General features: G+C 68.4%; 18 protein-coding genes. 9 read left to right on the top strand and 9 right to left on the bottom strand.

Annotated elements, in window-relative coordinates; genetic code table 11:
* Positions 1-68 precede the first annotated feature (68 nt).
* Positions 69-1,139, top strand: coding sequence for an alpha/beta hydrolase family protein (locus ACZ63D_RS09565; RefSeq protein ID WP_465353858.1), 1,071 nt, complete (start codon positions 69-71; stop codon positions 1,137-1,139).
* A 1-nt stretch (position 1,140) separates the two neighbouring features.
* On the opposite strand, the gene ACZ63D_RS09560 is transcribed toward ACZ63D_RS09565, so the two are convergent.
* Genes ACZ63D_RS09560 through ACZ63D_RS09545 form a run of 4 tightly spaced genes read right to left on the bottom strand, consistent with a single transcriptional unit; the run spans position 1,141 to position 4,728 of the window.
* Entirely contained in the window at positions 1,141-1,968 is an 828-nt protein-coding gene (locus ACZ63D_RS09560) for a carbohydrate ABC transporter permease (RefSeq protein WP_465353857.1), read from the bottom strand.
* Entirely contained in the window at positions 1,965-2,897 is a 933-nt protein-coding gene (locus ACZ63D_RS09555; protein ID WP_465353856.1) for a carbohydrate ABC transporter permease, read from the bottom strand. The genes ACZ63D_RS09560 and ACZ63D_RS09555 overlap by 4 nt, the downstream gene beginning before the upstream one ends.
* Positions 2,855-4,120: an extracellular solute-binding protein gene (locus ACZ63D_RS09550; protein ID WP_465353855.1), complete on the bottom strand. Its 1,266-nt coding sequence runs from the start codon at positions 4,118-4,120 to the stop codon at positions 2,855-2,857. Before ACZ63D_RS09550 ends, ACZ63D_RS09555 begins: the two co-directional genes overlap by 43 nt.
* A gap of 14 nt (positions 4,121-4,134) precedes the next feature.
* Positions 4,135-4,728 carry a helix-turn-helix transcriptional regulator gene (locus tag ACZ63D_RS09545; RefSeq protein ID WP_465353854.1) on the bottom strand — a complete coding sequence of 198 codons (594 nt, stop codon included), beginning with the start codon at positions 4,726-4,728 and terminating at the stop codon, positions 4,135-4,137.
* A gap of 403 nt (positions 4,729-5,131) precedes the next feature.
* Between ACZ63D_RS09545 and ACZ63D_RS09540 the strand changes: the two genes are divergently transcribed.
* On the top strand, positions 5,132-6,103 hold the full coding sequence (locus tag ACZ63D_RS09540; protein WP_465353853.1) for a glycoside hydrolase family 3 N-terminal domain-containing protein: 972 nt from the start codon (positions 5,132-5,134) through the stop codon (positions 6,101-6,103).
* A 154-nt stretch (positions 6,104-6,257) separates the two neighbouring features.
* Here ACZ63D_RS09540 and ACZ63D_RS09535 read toward each other — a convergent pair whose 3' ends face one another.
* Positions 6,258-7,691, bottom strand: a complete 1,434-nt coding sequence (locus ACZ63D_RS09535) for a tetratricopeptide repeat protein (protein ID WP_465353852.1) — start codon at positions 7,689-7,691, stop codon at positions 6,258-6,260.
* 99 nt (positions 7,692-7,790) lie between these two features.
* Here ACZ63D_RS09535 and ACZ63D_RS09530 point away from each other — a divergent pair, with 99 nt between their 5' ends.
* Positions 7,791-8,708 carry a CE1 family esterase gene (locus ACZ63D_RS09530; protein WP_465353851.1) on the top strand — a complete coding sequence of 306 codons (918 nt, stop codon included), beginning with the start codon at positions 7,791-7,793 and terminating at the stop codon, positions 8,706-8,708.
* Positions 8,709-8,741: 33 nt separating this feature from the next.
* Here ACZ63D_RS09530 and ACZ63D_RS09525 read toward each other — a convergent pair whose 3' ends face one another.
* A complete protein-coding gene (locus ACZ63D_RS09525; protein WP_465353850.1) occupies positions 8,742-9,905 on the bottom strand; it encodes an FAD-dependent oxidoreductase in 1,164 nt (387 codons plus the stop codon).
* Between the two features lie 209 nt (positions 9,906-10,114).
* Between ACZ63D_RS09525 and ACZ63D_RS09520 the strand changes: the two genes are divergently transcribed.
* Entirely contained in the window at positions 10,115-11,479 is a 1,365-nt protein-coding gene (locus tag ACZ63D_RS09520) for a purine-cytosine permease family protein (protein WP_465353849.1), read from the top strand.
* A 4-nt stretch (positions 11,480-11,483) separates the two neighbouring features.
* Here the strand turns inward: ACZ63D_RS09520 and ACZ63D_RS09515 are convergent, their stop codons facing one another.
* A complete protein-coding gene (locus tag ACZ63D_RS09515; RefSeq protein WP_465353848.1) occupies positions 11,484-12,512 on the bottom strand; it encodes a LacI family DNA-binding transcriptional regulator in 1,029 nt (342 codons plus the stop codon).
* 200 nt (positions 12,513-12,712) lie between these two features.
* On the opposite strand from ACZ63D_RS09515, the gene ACZ63D_RS09510 reads away from it, so the two are divergent.
* From ACZ63D_RS09510 to ACZ63D_RS09490, 5 genes are all read left to right on the top strand, one after another.
* Complete coding sequence (locus tag ACZ63D_RS09510) at positions 12,713-13,963, top strand: ABC transporter substrate-binding protein (protein ID WP_465354735.1); 1,251 nt, start codon at positions 12,713-12,715, stop codon at positions 13,961-13,963.
* A gap of 2 nt (positions 13,964-13,965) precedes the next feature.
* Positions 13,966-14,946, top strand: coding sequence for a carbohydrate ABC transporter permease (locus ACZ63D_RS09505; RefSeq protein ID WP_465353847.1), 981 nt, complete (start codon positions 13,966-13,968; stop codon positions 14,944-14,946).
* Positions 14,943-15,797, top strand: a complete 855-nt coding sequence (locus tag ACZ63D_RS09500; protein ID WP_465353846.1) for a carbohydrate ABC transporter permease — start codon at positions 14,943-14,945, stop codon at positions 15,795-15,797. Before ACZ63D_RS09505 ends, ACZ63D_RS09500 begins: the two co-directional genes overlap by 4 nt.
* Before the next feature lie 2 nt (positions 15,798-15,799).
* The gene (locus tag ACZ63D_RS09495) at positions 15,800-17,182 is read left to right on the top strand and encodes a GH1 family beta-glucosidase (RefSeq protein WP_465353845.1); all 1,383 of its coding nucleotides are present in this window, start codon (positions 15,800-15,802) and stop codon (positions 17,180-17,182) included.
* A gap of 134 nt (positions 17,183-17,316) precedes the next feature.
* Positions 17,317-17,550 carry a hypothetical protein gene (locus ACZ63D_RS09490; protein ID WP_465353844.1) on the top strand — a complete coding sequence of 78 codons (234 nt, stop codon included), beginning with the start codon at positions 17,317-17,319 and terminating at the stop codon, positions 17,548-17,550.
* Between the two features lie 98 nt (positions 17,551-17,648).
* Here the strand turns inward: ACZ63D_RS09490 and ACZ63D_RS09485 are convergent, their stop codons facing one another.
* Both ACZ63D_RS09485 and ACZ63D_RS09480 read right to left on the bottom strand, forming a co-directional pair.
* A complete protein-coding gene (locus ACZ63D_RS09485; RefSeq protein WP_465353843.1) occupies positions 17,649-17,873 on the bottom strand; it encodes a hypothetical protein in 225 nt (74 codons plus the stop codon).
* A 270-nt stretch (positions 17,874-18,143) separates the two neighbouring features.
* Entirely contained in the window at positions 18,144-18,992 is an 849-nt protein-coding gene (locus ACZ63D_RS09480; protein ID WP_465353842.1) for an ion transporter, read from the bottom strand.
* Between the last annotated feature and the right edge of the window lie 234 nt (positions 18,993-19,226).

Here is a 19,226-nt window from a genome sequence, read left to right as displayed (position 1 = left end):
GAAAGTCGGGGGTGACCGGAGACGGTCGGCAGGCGCGGGAAGTACGGACGAAGCGGCAGAGTTCCGGCATGCGCTTTCGAACGATCCTCGCCGCCGCCCTCCTCGTCACCGCACTGGGTTCCACGCCCGCTGCGGCCGCGACCACTTTCGACTTGCCTACGCCCACTGGGCCGCACCCGATTGGCGAACGCGACGTCCACCTCGTCGATCAGGCACGGAACCGGGAGCTGATGATCAGCGTCTGGTACCCGACCCGGCCTGGCGCTGGTCCGAAGGCGCGGTATCTGCCCGCTAAAGCCGCGCCGTATTTCGACCAGGGCGCGGCACCGGCGCTGGGGTTGCCGACCGGCAAGGTCGACTGGGCGGCCGTCGAGACGCATGCGCGGGCGAACGCGCCGGTGCGGGGTCGGTGGCCGGTGGTCGTGTACTCGCCGGGCTGGGCGTCGCTGCGGGCGCTGGGCAGCGCGACCGCCGAGGATCTCGCCAGCCGCGGGTACGTCGTGGTTACCATCGATCACACCGGAGAGGCGCCGTTCGTCGTGTTCCCGGACGGACGGGTGGTGTTCTCCCAGCAGAGCAAGGATCTCGTGGCCGGGATGCGCACGCGGGTCGCGGACGTCCGGTTCGTTCTTGACCAGCTGCCGGGTCTTCCCGAGCTGGGCAAGGCGATGGACCTGAGCCGCGTTGGGCTGGCCGGGCATTCGTTCGGCGGGGATACCGCCGCCGAGGTATCCACTGTGGACTCCCGGGTGGACGCCGCGGCCGATCTGGACGGCTGGCTCGCCTACGACGTCGACGGCAAGCAGCTCACCCGCGCTGGTGCGGAAGGGGTGTCGCGGCCGGTGCTGCTGATGGGGTCGCCCGGCAGCACCAGCGACGGTCAGGCGCGCAGCCATCGGACGTCACCGGCGTGGAAGTCGTTGTGGGAACACACTTCGGCACCGAAGCGGGACATCACCTTGGCGACCGCGATGCACTACAGCTACACCGATGTCCAGTGGTTCCTGCCGGAGCTGGCGCAGCGGGTGCCGGTCGATCCGAAGGTGCGGCAGACGCGGATCGGGACTATCGATCCGCGAGCGAGCATTGCCGTGCAGCGGGAGGCGTTGGCCGGGTTTTTCGGACGTTACGTCTCGTGAGCTACGCCCGGGTCAAGCCGGTTGAGATGCTGCGCACCAGGTTTCGGCCGAGCAGCAGGAAAAGGACGATCACCGGCAGCACGCCCAGGGTCGCGCCGGTCAGCATCAAGGCGTAGTCGGTGAAGTAGCCGCTGGCCAGCTGGGACAGGACCACCTGCACGGTCGGCGTTTGCGCCGGGTCCAGGACCACCAGTGGCCAGAAGTAGTCGTTCCACGCGCCGAGGAAGGTCACCATGGCCAGGACGGTCGCTTGTGGACGGATCGCCGGGACTGCCACGTGCCAGAACGTGCGCAGGATCGACGCTCCGTCCACAGTGGCCGCGTCCACGAGGTCCTGGTCGATCGAGCCTTCGCAGGCCTGGCGCATCCAGAACACGCCGAACGCGCTCACCAGCGCGGGCACGATCACCGCCTCCAGCCGGCCGTACCAGCCGAAGTCGCTCACCACCAGGTAAAGCGGGACGACGCCGAGCTGCGCGGGCACCATCGCCGACCCGACGACGAGGAAGAACAGCGTGTTGCGGCCACGGAACCGGAGCCGGGCGAAGGAAAAGCCCGCGAAACTGGACAGGATCACATTGGAAACCATCACCGTCGTCGCGACGATCAGCGAGTTGCCGATCGCCAGCCAGAAGTCGACGGTGGCGAAGACGCGCTGGATGTTGTCGACAAGGTGGCCGCCGGGCAGCAGCAGCGGCGAGGTCTCGCCGATCGCCGCGTTGTCCCGGGTGGACACCACGAAGGACCAGTACAGCGGGAACAGCGACGCGGCGACCAGCCCCACCAGCACCGCGTACACCCAGGCCCCGGCCCGGCCCCGGCGGATCACGGCGCGCTCACGAACCGGCGCACGAGCCGGTAGTTGAAGATCGCGAAGGCCAGGCAGATCAGGAACATCACCCAGGAAAGCGCCGCCGCGTATCCGGCGTCGAATTTGCCGAAGCCCTTTTCGTACAGATACATCGTGAGGGTTTGGAACTGCCGGTCGTTGCCGCCCGCACCGCTGTTGCCGGTGGCGTCGAACAACTGCGGCTCGGCGAACAGCTGGAGCCCGTTGATCGTTCCCGCGACCGCGGTGAACGCGATCGTCGGCCGGATGCCGGGGACGGTGATCGACCAGAACGACCGCCAGCGCGAGGCCCCGTCGAGGGCGGCGGCCTCGTACAGATCCTGGGGCACCGCTTGCATCGCGGCCAGGTAGATCAGCGCGTTGTAGCCGGTCCAGCGCCACATCACCATGCTCGCCACCGCGAGATGCGACGACCATTGGTGCGACTGCCAGGAAACCGGCGGCACGCCGAACCAGCCGAGCACCTCGTTGACCACGCCGTAACCGGAGCTGTACAGCTGCGCGAACACCAGCCCGACGGCGACCACGGACACCAGGTTCGGCAGCAAAAGCCCGGCACGCCACCAGGTCGCCGCCCGCAGCGGGCGGTTCAGCAGCGCGGCGATGCCGAGCGCGAGGAAGAACTGCGGGATCGCGGCGAGCAGGAAGATGCTGACGGTGTTGAAAAGCGCGTTGTAGAACCGCGGATCACCGAACAGCGCCACGTAATTCGCGAAGCCCAGCCCGCCTTCCGGGCCGGAAAGCAAATCCCACCGGTGCAGCGAAACCCACGACGTGTACAGCAGCGGGAAGACGCCGAACACTCCAAAAAGGACAAAGAACGGCAGGATGAAGGCGTAGGGGGTGAGCTTGCGGTCCACGACAGCTACTTGATCGCGTCGCGGCCCATCCGGACCGCGTCGGCCCATGCCTGCTCGACGTTCTCGCTCCCGTCCTCGATCCGGCCGAGCGCGCGGCCGAATTCGGGACGCACGTCCGCGTCGTGCAGGCCGCGGTAGTTCGGCCGCAGCTTGTCCGCCGACGCCGCGTAGATCTGGCCGACCGGGGCGTTCGAGAAGTAGGGATCGGTGTGCGCGATGACCTGCGGGTCCTGGTACACGCTCGGTTCGCTTGGCAGGATTCCGTCGGAAAGGAAAAGCCGTTTCTGCTGCGCGGGCGCGGTGAGCCACTGCGCGAGATCGTAGGCTTCCTTCGGGTGCGCGCTTTGCTTCGGCACGGCGAGGAAGGAACCGCCCTGGTTACCACTGTTGCCCGGCACCGTCGTGACGTCCCATTTGCCGCTGACCGCTTCGCCGCCGGCTTCCTTGATCTGCGTGAGCATCCACGCCGGACATGCGATGGTAGCGAAAGTGCCTTGTTTGATCGCGACGTTCCAAGCTTGCGTATAAGTGGTCGCGCCTGCCGTTTCGTGGGCTTGCGCGAGCCCGCCGGACAGCTGGAAGGCGTTGCGCACGCTCGGGTTCCGGTCGGCGATGTAGGAATCGTCCTTGGCGGAGAAGTAGTTCTCCGGCGACTGGTTGAGCATCGCGGTGTAGACGGTGCCCGCCGAATCGGCGAACTTCACGTTCGGCAGCTTTTCGGTGAACCGGGCGGCGACGTTCGCGTACCCGTTCCAGTCCGGCATCAGCTCCGCGACGGCCTTGCGCTCGGTCGGCAATCCGGCCTGCTGGAACAGATCCCGGCGGTAGCACATCGCGAGGCTGCCCATGTCGGTGCCGAGCCCGAAGACGTAATCGCCCGAGGTGCCCTGCGCCCACTTCCACGGAGCCCATTGCTGTTTCAGCTTGTCCGCGCCGTACTCGGCCAGGTTGACGAATTTGTCCTTGGCCCGGATGTACTTCGGGATGTACTGCTCCTCGACCGCGACGACGTCGGCCGCGCCGCGCCCGGCCGCCAGCTGCGTGGCGAGGCTCTTGAAATGCGTGTCGAAATCGGTGACCCGGCTGCGGATCTCGATATTCGGATGGTCCTTCTCGTACTGTTCGAACAACGGCGCGTAGCCGAACTCGCCGAACGTGGCCACGCTCAGCGTGATCTTTCCCGAGGACGCGGCGGAACCGCACGCGGCCGCCAGTAGCAAGAATGCGGCGGCGAGCGCGGCAACGGCCGGGCGCCGGGTCAGCTTTCGCACGTGGTGAGCATCCTTTAAATCACTCCGGCGCGCAGCGCGTAGGCGACGGCGTGCGGACGGTTCCGCAGCTTGAGCCGGTTCGTCATGCCGTAGATCACGTTCTTCACGGTCCGCTCCGAGTAGCAGAGCTTGTTCGCGATTTCCGCGGTGTCCCAGCCCTCGGCCATCAGCCGCAGCACGTCGACCTCGCGCGGCGACAGGCTGGTGGCCTCGCCGTCGCGCCGCAGGGTCTCGGCCTGGCGCAGCAGATCCCGCATCGACGTCTCGCGCCCGGAGGCGGCGGCCACGATGCTGCGCACCAGCTGGTCGCCGCCGATCGCGTCGCGCGGCAGCACCGCGGCGACGTGCCAGGCGGCCAGCTCGGCGAGATCGTCGGCGTCCACGTATCCGGCGATGAACACGATGGCCGCGGGCGTCTCCGAGGCCGCGGCCCGCAGCGCCGCCTTCACCTCGCGCGTGACCCGGTTGGCGGCGAACACGAGCACCGCGGCTTCACCGCGCTGCTGACCCGGCATCACCCGCACCTCGCGGCGCGTGCGCAAATGGTCGATGAGGCCCGCGAGCGTGATCGGGTCCGAAGCCCACGCCGCCACCTTGACCTGATTCATCGCTGCCTCCCCGGTGCAGAGCACTCGCCTGTCGTGTGCCAGCCAGTGTGCCTACCGCGGCTTCACGAAATCTCTAGTCGGGACGCGCTCATTCTTCACAGCGTGAAGTTGGGCCCGCCGGTGGGGTTCGGTTACCGTCACGACAGACCCGTCCGAACTCGCGAAGGAAATGATGAAGGCGCAGGCCCGACCCCGCTGGAGCACCGCAGGCGCCGTCAGCGCGTTAACGCTCATATGTGCACTTTCCGCGTGTTCCGGGGAACGTTCCGTTTCCGGAACAGCGACGCCCACCCCGCTCACCGCACCCAGTTCGGGAAGTTCGACGCAAGCGGCTCCACCTGCGCCGACTTCCCCGGCGCGGACCCTGCCCGGGCAGTCGGAATGCGCGTCGGCGGTGTCGGCGATGGATCCGCGGGCGCGCGTGGCGCAACTGGTGGTGCCGGGCGTCAACGCGGGCGATCCGGCGGCCGTCGCGGCCCTCGTGCGGGCGCAGCAGGTCGGCGGGATCTTCGTGGGGGACAAAAAGACCACGCTGTTGCAAAATGGCGCGCTCGACGAGGTTCAGCGGGCCGCGAAGATCCCGGTTTCGGTCGCGGTCGACGAGGAGGGCGGCCGGGTGCAGCGCATCGACGACCTCGACGGCTCGCTCCCGAGCGCCCGGCAGCTGGCGGCCTCGAAGACCCCGGACGAGGTGCGCGCGATCGGCGAACAACGCGGCAAGCAACTGCGCGCACGCGGGGTGACGGTCGACTACGCACCGGACGCGGACGTCAGCGACGAGCCCGACAACGCGGTGATCGGCGACCGTTCGTACAGCCCGGATCCGGAAAAGGCGCGGCAGTACGCACTGGCGTTCGCCGAGGGCCTGCGTGCGGGCGGCGTGCAGCCGGTGCTGAAACATTTCCCGGGCCACGGCCACGGATCCGGCGACTCGCACCGCGGAACTGTCGTCACGCCGCCGCTCGACCAGCTGCGCCGCGTTGATCTGGTGCCTTATCGCGACATCTCGGAGTACGGGCAGGTCGGGGTGATGGTCGGCCATCTCGAGGTGCCCGGCCTGACCGGCGACGAACCGGCCTCGCTGGCCCCGGAGGCGTATCGGTTGCTGCGCAACGAGTTCCACTTCACCGGGCCGGTGATCACCGACGACCTGGGCGGGATGAAAGCGATCACGGACCGGTTCGCGCTGCCGGACGCGGTGTTGAAGGCGTTGCAGGCGGGGGCGGATCAGGCGTTGTTCTCGTCCGGGCACAACGACGTGGGGGCCGTGGTGGATCGGCTGCAGCGGGCGGTGGAGAGCGGGGAGCTGCCGGGGGCGCAGGTGACAGCTTCGGTGGAGCGGGTGCTGGCGGCCAAGGGGTTTTGCCGACCTTGACCTCGGGGCGGGAGCGTCGGGGCAAACGCCACGGTCGGCCCGGGCGCGCGGCAGCGGTTCCTCGAACGGCGAGGCGGCACCGTCACCGCATTGATCCTCGCCAGCTGTCCTCCCGAAGCAGCGGAAACCGCGCTCCAGCAAGGCAAATCCTGACTCAGTCCTCTTCCTCCAGCACCCGAGCAAGTACTGCGGCCGCGCTCACCGTCTGCGGATGGTCCTCCCCCAGCGCTCTCCGGCACCGCGGCAGCAGGTCTTCCAGCACCGCCAGGGCCGCAGCGCGGTCGCCGAGGCGGAGGTGGATCTGGGCCAGGTTGCCGGTCGTGCGCAGGGTGCCCAGGGCGTCCAGGCCCAGCACGCGGCGGCTTCGGGCCAGGACGTCCTCTGTCTGCTCGCGGGCGCGCTCGTATTCGTTCAACTCCGTGTACACCACGCAGAGATTGCTCGCGACGACCAGCGTCAGCGGGTCGTCCTCGCCCAGCACGCGGCCGACCCGGGGCAGGAGATCGGCCAGCAGGTCGCGCGCCCCCGGGTAATCGGTGACGCCGATCAGGCAACCGGCAAGGCGGTTCGCGACGGCGAGGGTGTCCGGGTGGTCCTCGCCCAACGTCGCGGTCCATTCAGCGTGGAGGAGGCGGCCGAGAGCGACACCGGGGCGAGCCTGGCCGGAGACGAACAGGTAGCGCAGGACCCGGATGAGCAGCGCGCGGTACTCCGGCGGTTCGTGGCCGCGAAAATCGCCGGAGGCGGCCGACATCCGGACGGCCACCGCGACCCGGCGGTAGGCGGGCCACGAATCCTTGAGGTCTGGGTCCAGATCCAGGTCGAGCGGGATCTCGTCCCTCGTGACCGGGGGCAGCACGGGATACGGCGGCGGCTGTTCGCGATCCCAGAGCGAAACGGGTTTCCCGGACGCTTCGAGCAGCCTGGCCGGGCAACCTCGTTCGTGGAATAGGTCGCAGCCGGAGCTGAGCACAGAATGGTCTCGGCCGGAGAAGAGAACCGGCACCGGGTAAGCGTGGAACGGTTCGCCCTGGTTGTCGATGACCGTCGTGCCGTGGCGGCCCGCGCAGATCCAGTCCACTTCCAGGCGCCACGCGACCTCGTGGGTGGTGGTGATCGGTTCGATCTCGAACTGCTCGATGTCGGTCGCGCTGACGGTGAACGGGAAATCCAAGCCCTGCGCGACCAGCCGCGGCGAGGGGGCGTCGAAGTTGGTCGTGAACGGGCGTGGTTGCAGGTGCGCGCCGATCCGGACGCGCAGGCAGGCTGGGCGCGGGGCGGTCCGCGACACGACCACGACCCGCGCGGATTGCAGGACGACGGCGCGGGTCGTCCTGGCTTCCACCGTGACGACGTGGACGGTCCCGCCGGGCACGGCGACCCGCGGTGGATCAGTGTCGAGGACTAGGTCGGCCAGGGTTCCGCCCGGTTGGAGCCGCACCGAGGCGATGAGCGGGTCGGCCAGTTGCGCCGGGCTGTCGCCCGATCGGCCCACGTTGATGTCGCCGTGCACGGCTCCGGCCATCACGACCTTGTCGAACTGGCCGCCGGTGATGCGGTTGACAGAGGACTCTTCTGCGTCCGTCACCCCAGCGAGCGTAGTCGTTAACTCAATGAACGAAAGGTTCGTCCGGGGCCGATGCGGGGTGACTATGGTCGCGCTCGCCCGTCGATCGAGGAGGATCGGATGTCCGGACGTTTCCGTGCAGGCGTGGCTGTGCTGGCCGCGATATTCGGGCTCGGGCTGCTCGCGGCGCCAGCTTCGGCTTCGGCTGAGCCAGCGTCGACGGCCGGGTGCGGGCGGGCGGTGCCCAGTGCTGGCACCACGACAGTCGAGCAGTTGACCTCCGGCGGCATTGAGCGCGAGTACCGGATCTACGTTCCCGCGCGGTACAACCCGCACCGGCAGTACCCGGTCGTCCTCTCCTTTCACGGGCACGGCCGGACGGCGGAGTACCAGGAACAGCTGTCCGGTTTCTCCGGCTCGGACGTGATCGCCGTGTATCCGCAGGGCCTTCCCGGCACCGACGGCAAATCCGCCTGGACCGGCGCGCCCTACTCGGCCCCGGTCGACGACGTCCAGTTCACCGGCGACCTCCTCACCTCGCTGGAGCACCGGATGTGCGTGGACCCGGCGCGGATCTACGCGGCGGGCAAATCGAACGGCGGCGGGTTCGTCGGCGTGCTGGCGTGCCGGATGGCCGACCGGATCGCCGCGTTCGCCCCGGTTTCCGGCGCGTTCTACCCCCAGGGCGGTGCGTGCCAGCCGAGCCGAAAGGTCGCGTTGCTCGATTTCCACGGCACGGCCGACACCACCATTCCCTACGCGGGCAATCCGGGCAAAGGCCTTCCGTCCATTCCGGACTGGTTGGCCGGGTGGGCCGCGCGCGATCGCTGTTTCCCTTATCCGGTAACGGTTTCTCCGGTGCGCGACGTGGTGACGCAGTGGTGGCCCGGATGTTCGCTGGTGCATTTCCGGGTGGAGGGAGCCGGACACGTCTGGCCGAGCACCCGCCCGAACAACGACTCCGACACCCCAACCGCCATTGACGCCACGCCGGTGATTCTTCAGTTCTTCAAAGCGCATCGCCTCGCCGGAGCTTGATCCGTCCGGCCGGGTCGCACTGGATGCGCGGCCTCAACTGACCGGCTCAGCCTGCTTCCGTTTCTTGGCGAGCATCCGGCGGAACCCGTCGGCCACGACCTTCGCGGTGTCTTTGCCGTGGTCGGCGGTGATCCGCTTGACCATCTCCGCGGATTCGGCGACGACCTCGGCGCTGCGGGCGAACATCCGGTCCTCGTGCTGGGCCAGCGCGGTCTCGACGTCGTCCGGATGCGCGGCCAGCAATTGCGCGAGGTCGGAGCCGTCGAGCAGGGCCAGGTTCGCGCCCTCCCCATTCGGGCCGCTCAGGTGCGCCGCGTCGCCGACCAACGTCACGCCGGGGACCCGCTCCCAGCGACGCACGCCTGGCAGCGTGTAGTGCCGGCGCAGGATCGGCGCGGTGTCGCCGCCGGAGATCAGTTCGAGGATTTCCGGGGCCCAGCCGTCGAATTCGGCCGCGACCCGGGCAAGGGCGGCCCGGGCGTCCAGGCTTTCGAGTGCGTCGAACCATTCCTGCGGCTTTTTCACCATCGCGTAGGTGTGCAGAGTGTCGCCGCGTTCACGGTGCACCATGATGCGGCGGTCCGGCCCCGGCGCGCCCATTCCGCCACCGCCGACGACCTTCGCCGCCGCGGGGTGCCGGGTATCGGCCTCGTAGAGGTAGGTCTCGACGAAGGCGAGGCCCAGGTACTCCGGCACGGCGTCGGACAGCAGCGGCCGCACCCGCGACCAGGCACCGTCCGCACCGACCAGCAGCTTCGCGAAGACCGAACCACCGTCCGCGAAGGAAACCTCGTGACCGTCGGCGACGGTGCGGACGCCGCTGACCTTCCGTCCCCAGTGGACGGTTCCGTCCGGAAGCGAGTCGAGCAGCATCTGCCGCAGCTCGCCGCGCAGCAGTTCGGGACGGCCGCCGGTGCCGTCGTCAGGATGGTCCAGCAGGACGGTGCCGTCGGGATCGAGGATCCGCATCTGCTGACGGCCTTCAAGGATCAGGCCGCGGAACTCGTCCATCAGGCCCGCCGCTTCGATCGCGAGCTGGCCGTTGTAATCGTGAATGTCGAGCAGTCCGCCCTGGGACCGCGACATCGGCGACGGTTCGGCTTCGTAGACCGTGGCCGGAATCCCGTGCAGGTACAGGACCCGGGCCAAAGTCAGTCCGCCGAGACCGGCGCCGACGATGGTGACTGGAGTCTGCATTGTTCTCCCCTGTGCGCTAGTGACCTCCGAAGACTGACGGCCGCGGCTGGCACCGTCCGCACAGTCCGCTGGCACTGCGCTGCCAGACACTGACAGCGCGTGAGAGTCTGGGATCCGAGACACAATCATCCGGCGGCTACTTGGCCGCCAGGGCCGTGCTGACGTTGAGTTCGTCCAGCGCATTCACCGAAGAACCGCAGGAGGGGCACGTGGCGGCCACACTGGAGCGACGCTCGATCGACCCGGTTCCGGAGTCCGAGCGGCACGGGCACCCGCGCAGCCTGTTCACCCTGTGGTTCGCCGCGAACACGCAGATCACCTCGGCGGTCACCGGCGCGTTGACCGTGCTGGTCGGCGTGCATCCACTGTGGGCGATCGTCGCGGTCGTGGCGGGCAACGCGCTCGGCGGCATTCCGATGGCGCTGCACGCCGCGCAGGGGCCGAAACTCGGGATTCCGCAGATGATCCAGTCGCGCGCCCAGTTCGGCGTGTACGGCGCGGCGCTTCCGCTGGTGCTCGTCGTCGTGATGTACCTCGGCTACTTCGCGAGCGGTTCGCTGCTCGGCGGCCAGGCGGTCGCTCAGATCACGCACCTGCCGACGGACGCCGCGATCGCGGTCTACGCCCTCGCCTCGGCGCTGATCGCGATCGTCGGATACCGGCTGATCCACCGGTTCGGCTGGGTCGCGTCCGCGTTGTCCGTGGTGGTCTTTCTTTACCTGACGATCCGGCTGATCAGCGGGCACGACCTCGGCGCCGTGCTCGCCGCGCCGCACCTGGACTTCCCGAAGTTCCTGCTCGCGGTCTCGCTGACCGCGTCGTGGCAGCTGACCTTCGGCCCGTACGTCGCCGACACCTCGCGCTACCTGCCGTCGGCGACGTCGGTGCGCGCGACTTTCTGGTGGACGTACGGCGGGACGGTTCTCGGCGCGGTGTGGGCGATGTCGTTCGGCGCGCTGGCGTACGCCATTGCCGGGAAGGCGTTCAAGGGCCACGAAGTCGCGTACGTCGTCGGCCTCGGCGGTGAAGCGCTGCTGATCCCGTTGCTGCTGGCCATCGCGCTCGGCAAGTTCACCGTGAACGTGCTGAACATCTACGGCGGCTACATGACCGTCGCGACCGCGCTGACCGGTTTCGGTCGCCGCGCGGCGCTCTCCCAGGCCACGCGGATCGGCTACATCGCGGGCGTCGGCGTGGTCGGCGCGGTGATCGCGATCCTCGGCCGCGGCCAGTTCCTGTCGAACTTCGTGCTGTTCCTCGACTTCCTGCTGTACTTCCTCACGCCGTGGAGTTCGATCAACCTGGTCGATTTTTACCTGCTGCGCAAGGAAAAGTACGATCTCGACGCGCTCTACGACCCGAACGGCCGCTACGGACGCTGGGCCTGGCCCGCGCTGGCCGCCTACGTGCTCGGGATCGCGGTGCAGATCCCATTCGCCAACGTCGAAGGCATTTTCGTCGGCCCGATCGCACCATTGCTCGGCGGCGCGGACATTTCATGGCTGTTAGGCCTGATCGTGCCCGGCGCGCTGTACGTGGCGTTCATGCGCCGGTCGGCCGCGCTTCGGGGGTGACGGATCAGCTGGACTCGCGGACGACCAGCGACACCGGCAAGATCTGCGCGCCCGGCGCGACGTCCTCGCCGTCTAGCAACCGCATCAGCGTCGAGACCATCGCGTGGACCTGTTCGCGCGGATCCTGGTGCACCGAGGTCAACGGCGGCGTCATGGCCGGAGCGAGCGCGGCGTTGTCGTCGAAGCTGACCACCGCGACGTCGCCGGGCACGCTGCGGCCAGCGTCGGCCAAGGTGCGCAGCGCGCCCACCGCCATCATGTCGCTGCCGACGAACACCGCGTCGAGGTCTGGCACCCGTTCCAGCAGCGCGGCCATCGCTTTCGCACCGCCGGCCAGGGTGAAGTCCGCCTCCTCGGCCAGCCCGGAGGGGTCGATCCCGGCGTCCACGAGCGTCGCGCGCCAGCCGGCGAGCCGGTCGATCGGCGCGCCCTGGTCCTGCGGGCCGGCGATGGTCGCGATCCGGCGGCGGCCAGATTCCACCAGGTGCGTCACCGCCTGCCGGGCACCGCCCTCGTTGTCGAAATCCACCAGGTACACGCCCCGGCGCAGATCGGCGGCCGGTCCGCCGAACACCACCGGCAACCGCAGCAACCGCAACGCACGGGGCAGCGGATCGGCGCGGTGCGGAGCGAAGACGAGCACCCCGTCGACGTGTCCGCCCTCGAGAAACCGCACGGTACGGCCAAGATCCTCGCGGGTGTCGCTGAAAAGCAGCACCATCTGACAGCCCACGTCGGCCAGTTCCCGGTAGCCCGCCCGCATCACCGCGGTCCGGTACGGGTCGTCGAGCAGCCGCGCTTCCGGCTCCGACAGCACCACCGCGATCGCGCCGGTCCGCCGGGTGACCAGCGAGCGCGCGGCCTGATTCGGCGAATACCCGAGATCGCGCGCGGCGGCCAGCACCTTTTCCCGCGAGCGCGCGCTGACGTACGCGTCGTCGTTCAGCGCACGCGACGCGGTGGACCGCGAAACCCCGGCGAACGCCGCGACGTCCTCCAGCGTCGGCCGCTCGTCCTCGGACCGAGGCGCCACTCCGCCCACCCCCCTGACTGTCGGTCGGGCTAGCTTAACCACGTCCCGCCGGGAGCGCTCCCGGATACTCCAGCCTTGACATCCCCCGTTACCTGCAACACACTCGTTCGGCATCTGGGAGCGCTCCCAGAACGACTTCCAAGGGGTTGACGACGGTGACAACGTTCCGGAAGGGCCTGGTGCTGGCACTGGGCATCACGATGACCGCGGTGAGCGCCGCGGCGTGCGGCGGCGGAAGCGACGTGCCCGCGGCGGCCGGGCCGAACGAGCACGTCGAACTGACGCTCGCGACGTTCACGGAGTTCGGCTACGAGGCGCTCATCCCGGAGTACGAGCGGCTGCACCCGAACATCAAGATCACCCACCGCAAAACCGGTCAGGGCGGGCCGTACGCCCAGGACATGATGACGAAGCTCGCGGCAGGCTCCGGCCTCGCCGACGTGCAGGCCGTCGAAGAAGGCCATCTGTCGGACATCCTCAGCAAGTCCTCGAAGTTCAACGACCTGAGCCAGATCGGCCCCTCGGGCGTTTCGCCGGACCGCTGGCTTTCGTGGAAATACGAGGCGGGCAAAGACAAAAACGGCAAGCTCATCGGCTACGGCACGGACATCGGCCCGCTCGCCATGTGCTACCGCAAGGACCTGCTCGCCGCGGCCGGGCTGCCCAGCGACCCGGAGGCGGTGAAACCGCTGTTCGCCACGTGGGACAGCTATTTCGCGGCCGGAGCCCAGTACACCGCCAAAACCGGCAAGGCGTGGTTCGATTCGGCGGCGCAGAACTTCAACTCCATGGTCAACCAGCTGCCGGTCGGCTACCTCGACACCAGCGACAAGCTCACCGTGGAAAACAACCAGGGCATCCGGGACGCCTGGACGAAGGTGACCGACGCGGTCGCGAAGGGCGAATCGGCGAAGCTCACCGCGTTCAGCAACGAATGGAATTCCGGCTTCAAGCAGAGCGCGTTCGCGACGAAGGCCTGCCCGGCGTGGATGCTCGGGGTGATCAAGGAACAGGCGGGGCCGGACAACGCGGGCAAATGGGCGGTCACCGCGGCGTTTCCCGGCGGAGGCGGCAACTGGGGCGGGTCGTATCTGACGGTGCCGACGCAGAGCAAGCACCCGCGCGAAGCGGCTGAGCTGGCCGCCTGGCTCACCGCACCGGAGCAGCAGATCAAGGCGTTCGAGGCCAAGGGCAACTTCCCGAGCCAGACGAAGGCGCTGGAAAGCCCGCAACTGCTGAACGCGACCGACGCGTACTTCGGCGGCGCGAAGATCGGCGAACTGTTCGCCGAGCAGGCGAAGAAGGTGGCGAAGCCGCAGTACAAGGGTCCGAACGACGGCCAGATCCAGGAAAACGTGGCCAGCCCGGCACTGCAGTCGGTGGAACAGGGCGCCTCGGCCGCGGACGGCTGGCAGCGGTTGGTCGACGGCGCGAAGAAACTCGCCCGCTGACGATGACTGTCACCGACAAGACCGCTCCGGAAAGCCGGGTCACGACGCGTCCTCCCACCGCGCCGCGGCCCGGCCTGCGCGACCGGCTGGCGCGCTGGGACGTCAAAGTCTCGCCCTATCTCTACGTGGCGCCGTTCTTCATCGTGTTCGCCATTGTGGGCATGTTCCCGTTGCTCTACACCGCGTACGTCTCGCTGTTTTCCTGGAAGGCCGGTGACGACAATCCGGACTTCATCGGACTGGACAACTTCAAGGAACTGTTCGCGGACACGCAGTTCTGGCACGCGCTGGAAAACACGATCAGCATCTTCCTGCTGTCCAGCGTGCCCCAGCTGATCATCGCGGTGCTGCTCGCCGCGGTGCTCACGCTGCGGCTGCGCGGCGCGACCGGCTGGCGGGTCGGCATTCTGCTGCCCTACGCGGCGAGCCTGGTGGCGCTCGGGATCATTTTCGCGAACCTGTTCGGCCCGCGGTACGGGCTCGTCAACGGCGTGCTCCAAACCCTCGGACTGTCCCCTGTGGACTGGCAGGCCAACCGGTTCGCCAGCCACGTCGCCATCGCGATCATGGTGAACTGGCGGTGGACCGGCTACAACGCGCTGATCGTTCTCGCTGCCATGCAAGCGATTCCGAAGGAATTGCACGAGGCCGCGCTGATCGACGGCGCGGGCACCGTGCGCCGGTTCACCCACGTGACGCTGCCGCTGCTCAAACCCACCCTGATCTTCGTCGCCATCACCTCGACGATCGGCGGGCTGCAGATCTTCACCGAACCCAAGCTGTTCGACGCGATGCCCGGATCGAACAACGGCGGTTCCACCCACCAATTCCAGACCGTGACGCTGTACCTGTACCAGACCGCGTTCGAGAATTTCGATCTCGGCTACGCGTCCGCGATCGCGTGGGTGCTGTTCCTGATCATCGTCGTGATCGCGCTGATCAATTACTTCGTCACCGGGCGGCTCGCGGGGAGGCGCACATGACCGTGCAAGCCAGCTTGCGGGCAAGCGCGGCCCGCCTCGGCAAACCGCGCAAGGCGACCTACGGCGTGCTGATCGTGTTCGTGCTCGGCTCGCTGTTCCCGTTCTACTGGTCGTTTCTCGTGGCCAGCCGCGACAACGGGATGCTCACCGAACGGATCCCGCCGTTGCTGCCAGGCGGCAATTTCTTCGCCAACGCGGCGCGGGTGTTCGACACCGTGCCGTTCTGGCGGGCGCTTGGCAACAGCGTTCTCGTGTCCGGCACGGTCACGCTCACCACGGTGCTGTTCTCGTCGCTGGCCGGGTTCGCCTTCGCGAAACTGCGCTTCCGCGGCCGTAACGGCTTGTTCGTGTTCATCGTGGTGACGCTCGCGGTGCCGACCCAGCTCGGCATCATCCCGCTGTTCATCGCGATGTCGAAGCTCGGCTGGGCGGGCGGGCTGCAGTCGGTGATCGTGCCGAATCTGGTCACCGCGTTCGGCGTGTTCTGGATGCGTCAGTACACAGTGGACGCTTTGCCGTATGAGCTGATCGAAGCCGCGCGCGTGGACGGGTGCAGCATGATCCGGATCTTCTGGAACGTGTGCCTTCCCGCGGTCCGCCCGGCCGCGGCGATTCTCGCCATGTTCACGTTCATGACGTCCTGGAACGATTTCCTGTGGCCGCTGGTCGTGCTCGACGCGGGCAATCCGACCGTGCAGGTGGCGCTGGAGAAACTGCAGAGCGGCTACTACGTCGACTATTCGCTGGTGCTCGCGGGCACCACGTTGGCCACGATTCCGATCCTCATCGTCTTCCTCCTGCTCGGCCGCCAGATCGTGGCCGGGATCATGCAAGGCGCCGTGAAAGGGTGACCATGTCCGCACAGCCGATCCCCGACGTGCTCGCGTTCCCGGACGCGTTCGTCTGGGGCGCCGCCACGGCGGCCTTCCAGGTCGAAGGATCGACCACCTCCGACGGCCGCGAGGCGTCCGTCTGGGACACCTTCGCCGCCCGCCCGGGCGCGGTGGCCGGCGGCGACACCGGCGACCCGGCGGCCGACCATTACCGCCGCTACGCCGAAGACGTCGCACTGATGCGCTCGCTCGGCCTCACCGCGTACCGGTTTTCCCTTTCCTGGCCGCGAATCCTGCCGCACGGCAAGCTGGAGCCGCGCGGCCTGGCGTTCTACGACCGGCTCGTCGACCAGTTGCTGGCCGCGGGCATCCAGCCGTGGGCGACGCTGTATCACTGGGATCTACCGCAATCGCTGGAGGACCGGGGCGGCTGGACCGCGCGCGACACCGCCTACCGGTTCGCCGAATACGCCGAGACCGTCGCGGCCCGGCTCGGCGACCGCGTGGCGAGCTGGTCGACGCTCAACGAACCGTGGTGCGCGGCGATGCTCGGCTACGGCTCGGGAGTGCACGCGCCCGGCCGGACGTCGCCGGAGGGCGCCGTCGCCGCGGCGCATCACCTGCTGCTGGGGCACGGACTGGCGATGGACGTGCTCCGGCAGCACACCAGCTCGCCGTCCGGGATCACGCTGAACCTGTACCCGGTCGTCGCGGACTCTCCAGCCGACGCCGACGCCGACGCCGCCCGCCGGATCGACGGTCTGCAGAACCGGTTGTTCCTCGACCCGCTGCTGAGCGGCGGTTACCCCGCTGACCTGCGCGAAGACCTGGCCCGGTTCGGCTTCGACACCGTGGTGCGCGACGGCGACGAGGCGGTGCTCGGCAAACCCATCGACTGGCTGGGCGTCAACTACTACCGCGGCTACCGGGTGGCCGGTTCGGCGCGGCCCGGAAGCACTCCGGCGGGCCGGGAGTGGCCGGGAGCCGACCACGTGCATTTCGTCCCGGACCTGGCCGCGCCGCGCACCGATTCCGGCTGGGAAGTACACCCCACTGGGCTGACCGAATCACTGCTCCAGGTGCATCGGGACTACCCGCCGGTGCCGTTGTACGTCACGGAGAACGGCGCGGCGTATCCGGACCCGGTCCGCGACGGCGAGGTCTCCGACGACGACCGCATCGCCTTCCTGGACGCGCATCTGCGGGCCGCGCACGACGCACTGGTCCAAGGCGTGGATCTGCGCGGATATTTCTACTGGTCGCTGCTGGACAACTTCGAATGGGCCGAGGGCTACGCGAAACGCTTCGGCCTGGTGCACGTCGACTACCGCACCCAGCGGCGCACGCCGAAGCGCAGCGCGCGGTGGTATGCGGAGGTGATCGCCCGCAACGCGCTGCGGTGACCTACTACCGGGTTTTCTCGCATCGAAGGGAAAGAGTTTCTCTCCGGTTTTCGCGTCACGGTGCCCGGGCGCGGCCGTCGGACCAGTGCCGGGGCCGCCCCGAACGGCCCCGCGACCGGAGACTGGAGTGTCCGATGACGGTGCGAAGCCGGGTGACCGACGAGGTCACCACGTGGCTGACCGGGGAATTCGCGGGCCGGGTGCCCGCCGAGGCGGTCGAGGTGGTGGTGCGGGCGACGGGCCGGGATCTCGACGGCCGAGTCGTCCCGGACGATCGCGGCGACTTGCTCTACCGCGTGGCCCGAGCCCGGCTGGTGCGCATGCTCGCCAGGCCGGACGAGCCGCGCATCCCGCGTTCACGCCGGTAAGCGCGTGTTCCCCGGGCACTCGGGTGTCCGGGGACACCGGCACTGCTTCTTCGGTGGCCCAAGGTAATCAGGCGCGCGCCGAACGTGGCTGAGAAGCGCTACGAGCCCGGCATCCGGCTGCTCAGCGGCGCCTGCGAACGCTCGGGCGGCCACCAGACCTGCGCGGGCGGCGGGGGAACGTCGTCGTCGGGGAGTTCGAGCGCGTCCGCGCCGCTCTGCCAGCGGTTCCAGTGCACGGAACACAGCCCGCGCCACAAGGAATCCTCCGCACAGTCCCGCCGACGGCACTTGCGTGCCTGCTGCCCGCCATCAATCACGTTCACGACTCCAAACCAGCGCTCAAACCTCCCCGCCGGCTCCAGTCTGCCTCGGACCCGCCGGGAACGCCCCGTACTCGCGCCAACACAACCCTTGTGCAGCAACGGAACGAGAGATCACACCCTACTCCAGCCGCCTGCGCGCATACCGGGCGACCACAGTGCACTCTTTCAGCGGTTGACGCTTCCAGCACTGGGCTCTAGCTGTGAATTCCCTGTGCTGCAACGGAGAGTGCGCGTCCGACGGCGTACGGTAGGTATGTCCACAATGGATGATCAAGGCCGCGGATGCTGAGCGTCGTACTCGTGCGCGGCGGTGCGCTGGGTGCGGGTGCGCAGGAGCTGCTCCTGCGAGGAGTCGTCCACATCGGCCAGTCCGAGCGCGACCGCGCGGCGGATCTGCTCGCGGTTGTCGCGGACGACAGCGGAGAAGAAGTCGTCGATGCGCGGGTCCAGCAGGACCTCCAGCAGGACCCGGAACGACGTGTCGACGGTCGCGCGGACGATCTCGTCGTGGAACGGGAGGCGGCGGAGTTTGCCCAGCTGCGGGTCTTCGGAGATCTTTTCGGTGATGATGGCGCGCAGTTCGGTCTTGTTCTCGCTGAGGGATTTGGCGAGGTTCTCCGGGTAGTTTCCGGTTTCCAGAACCTTGACCACCTCGTCGAGGACGGCGATGGTCACTGGTTTTTTGATGGCGCGGACTATCGGTTCGGAGAGTTTGTCTACCAGGCGGTAGGTGAATTGCTCGCCTACGGCGCGGTCGGCCGCCCTTCCCAGGCGGATGATCAGGAGGATTACGCCCAGGACGTGGTGGTTCGCGGCGAAGGCCGGGTGGGCGACGGGGATCATCGCGAAGACCTCGTACCAGGTGCGGGCGAGGAAGGCGGCTCGCCAGGCTTGTTTGCGCCAGCGGTGGAGGAGTTCCAGGAGGAAGATGCCGCAGATTACGCAGTCTGCCGGGAAGAACCATTGGCTGAGGGCGGGTGGGGGCGGGGTGATGAGGAGCCAGGCGAGCATGCCGGTGGAGAGGACGGCTAGGGCGAGCATGATCCAGTCGTCTGCCCGGACGTTGCCGGGGAGGATGCCGCTGTTGAGTTCAGCGTCGGCTGAACGGCCGGTGGTCATGCTGGCTCCCTGGTCCCTGGGTTGCTGGCGGGGGTGATGATCCCATGGGTTTCGGGGTGGGGGTGGGAGGAAGCGCCGGGGTGGCTCGTCGCCCTGGGGGGCGACATTGCGCCGGGGGTGGTTGCGTGGGGCACCCCGAAGCCCGAGTGTGCTGACGGTTCGGGGGTGGTTGTCAAGGCGGGAAAGATGCCTTGACAACCACCCCCGAACCGCAGGGGAGGGGTCGTGTCGGGG

It is taken from the genome of Amycolatopsis sp. NPDC104775, from assembly GCF_055583325.1.
This window is presented reverse-complemented; position numbering and strand designations above follow the sequence as displayed.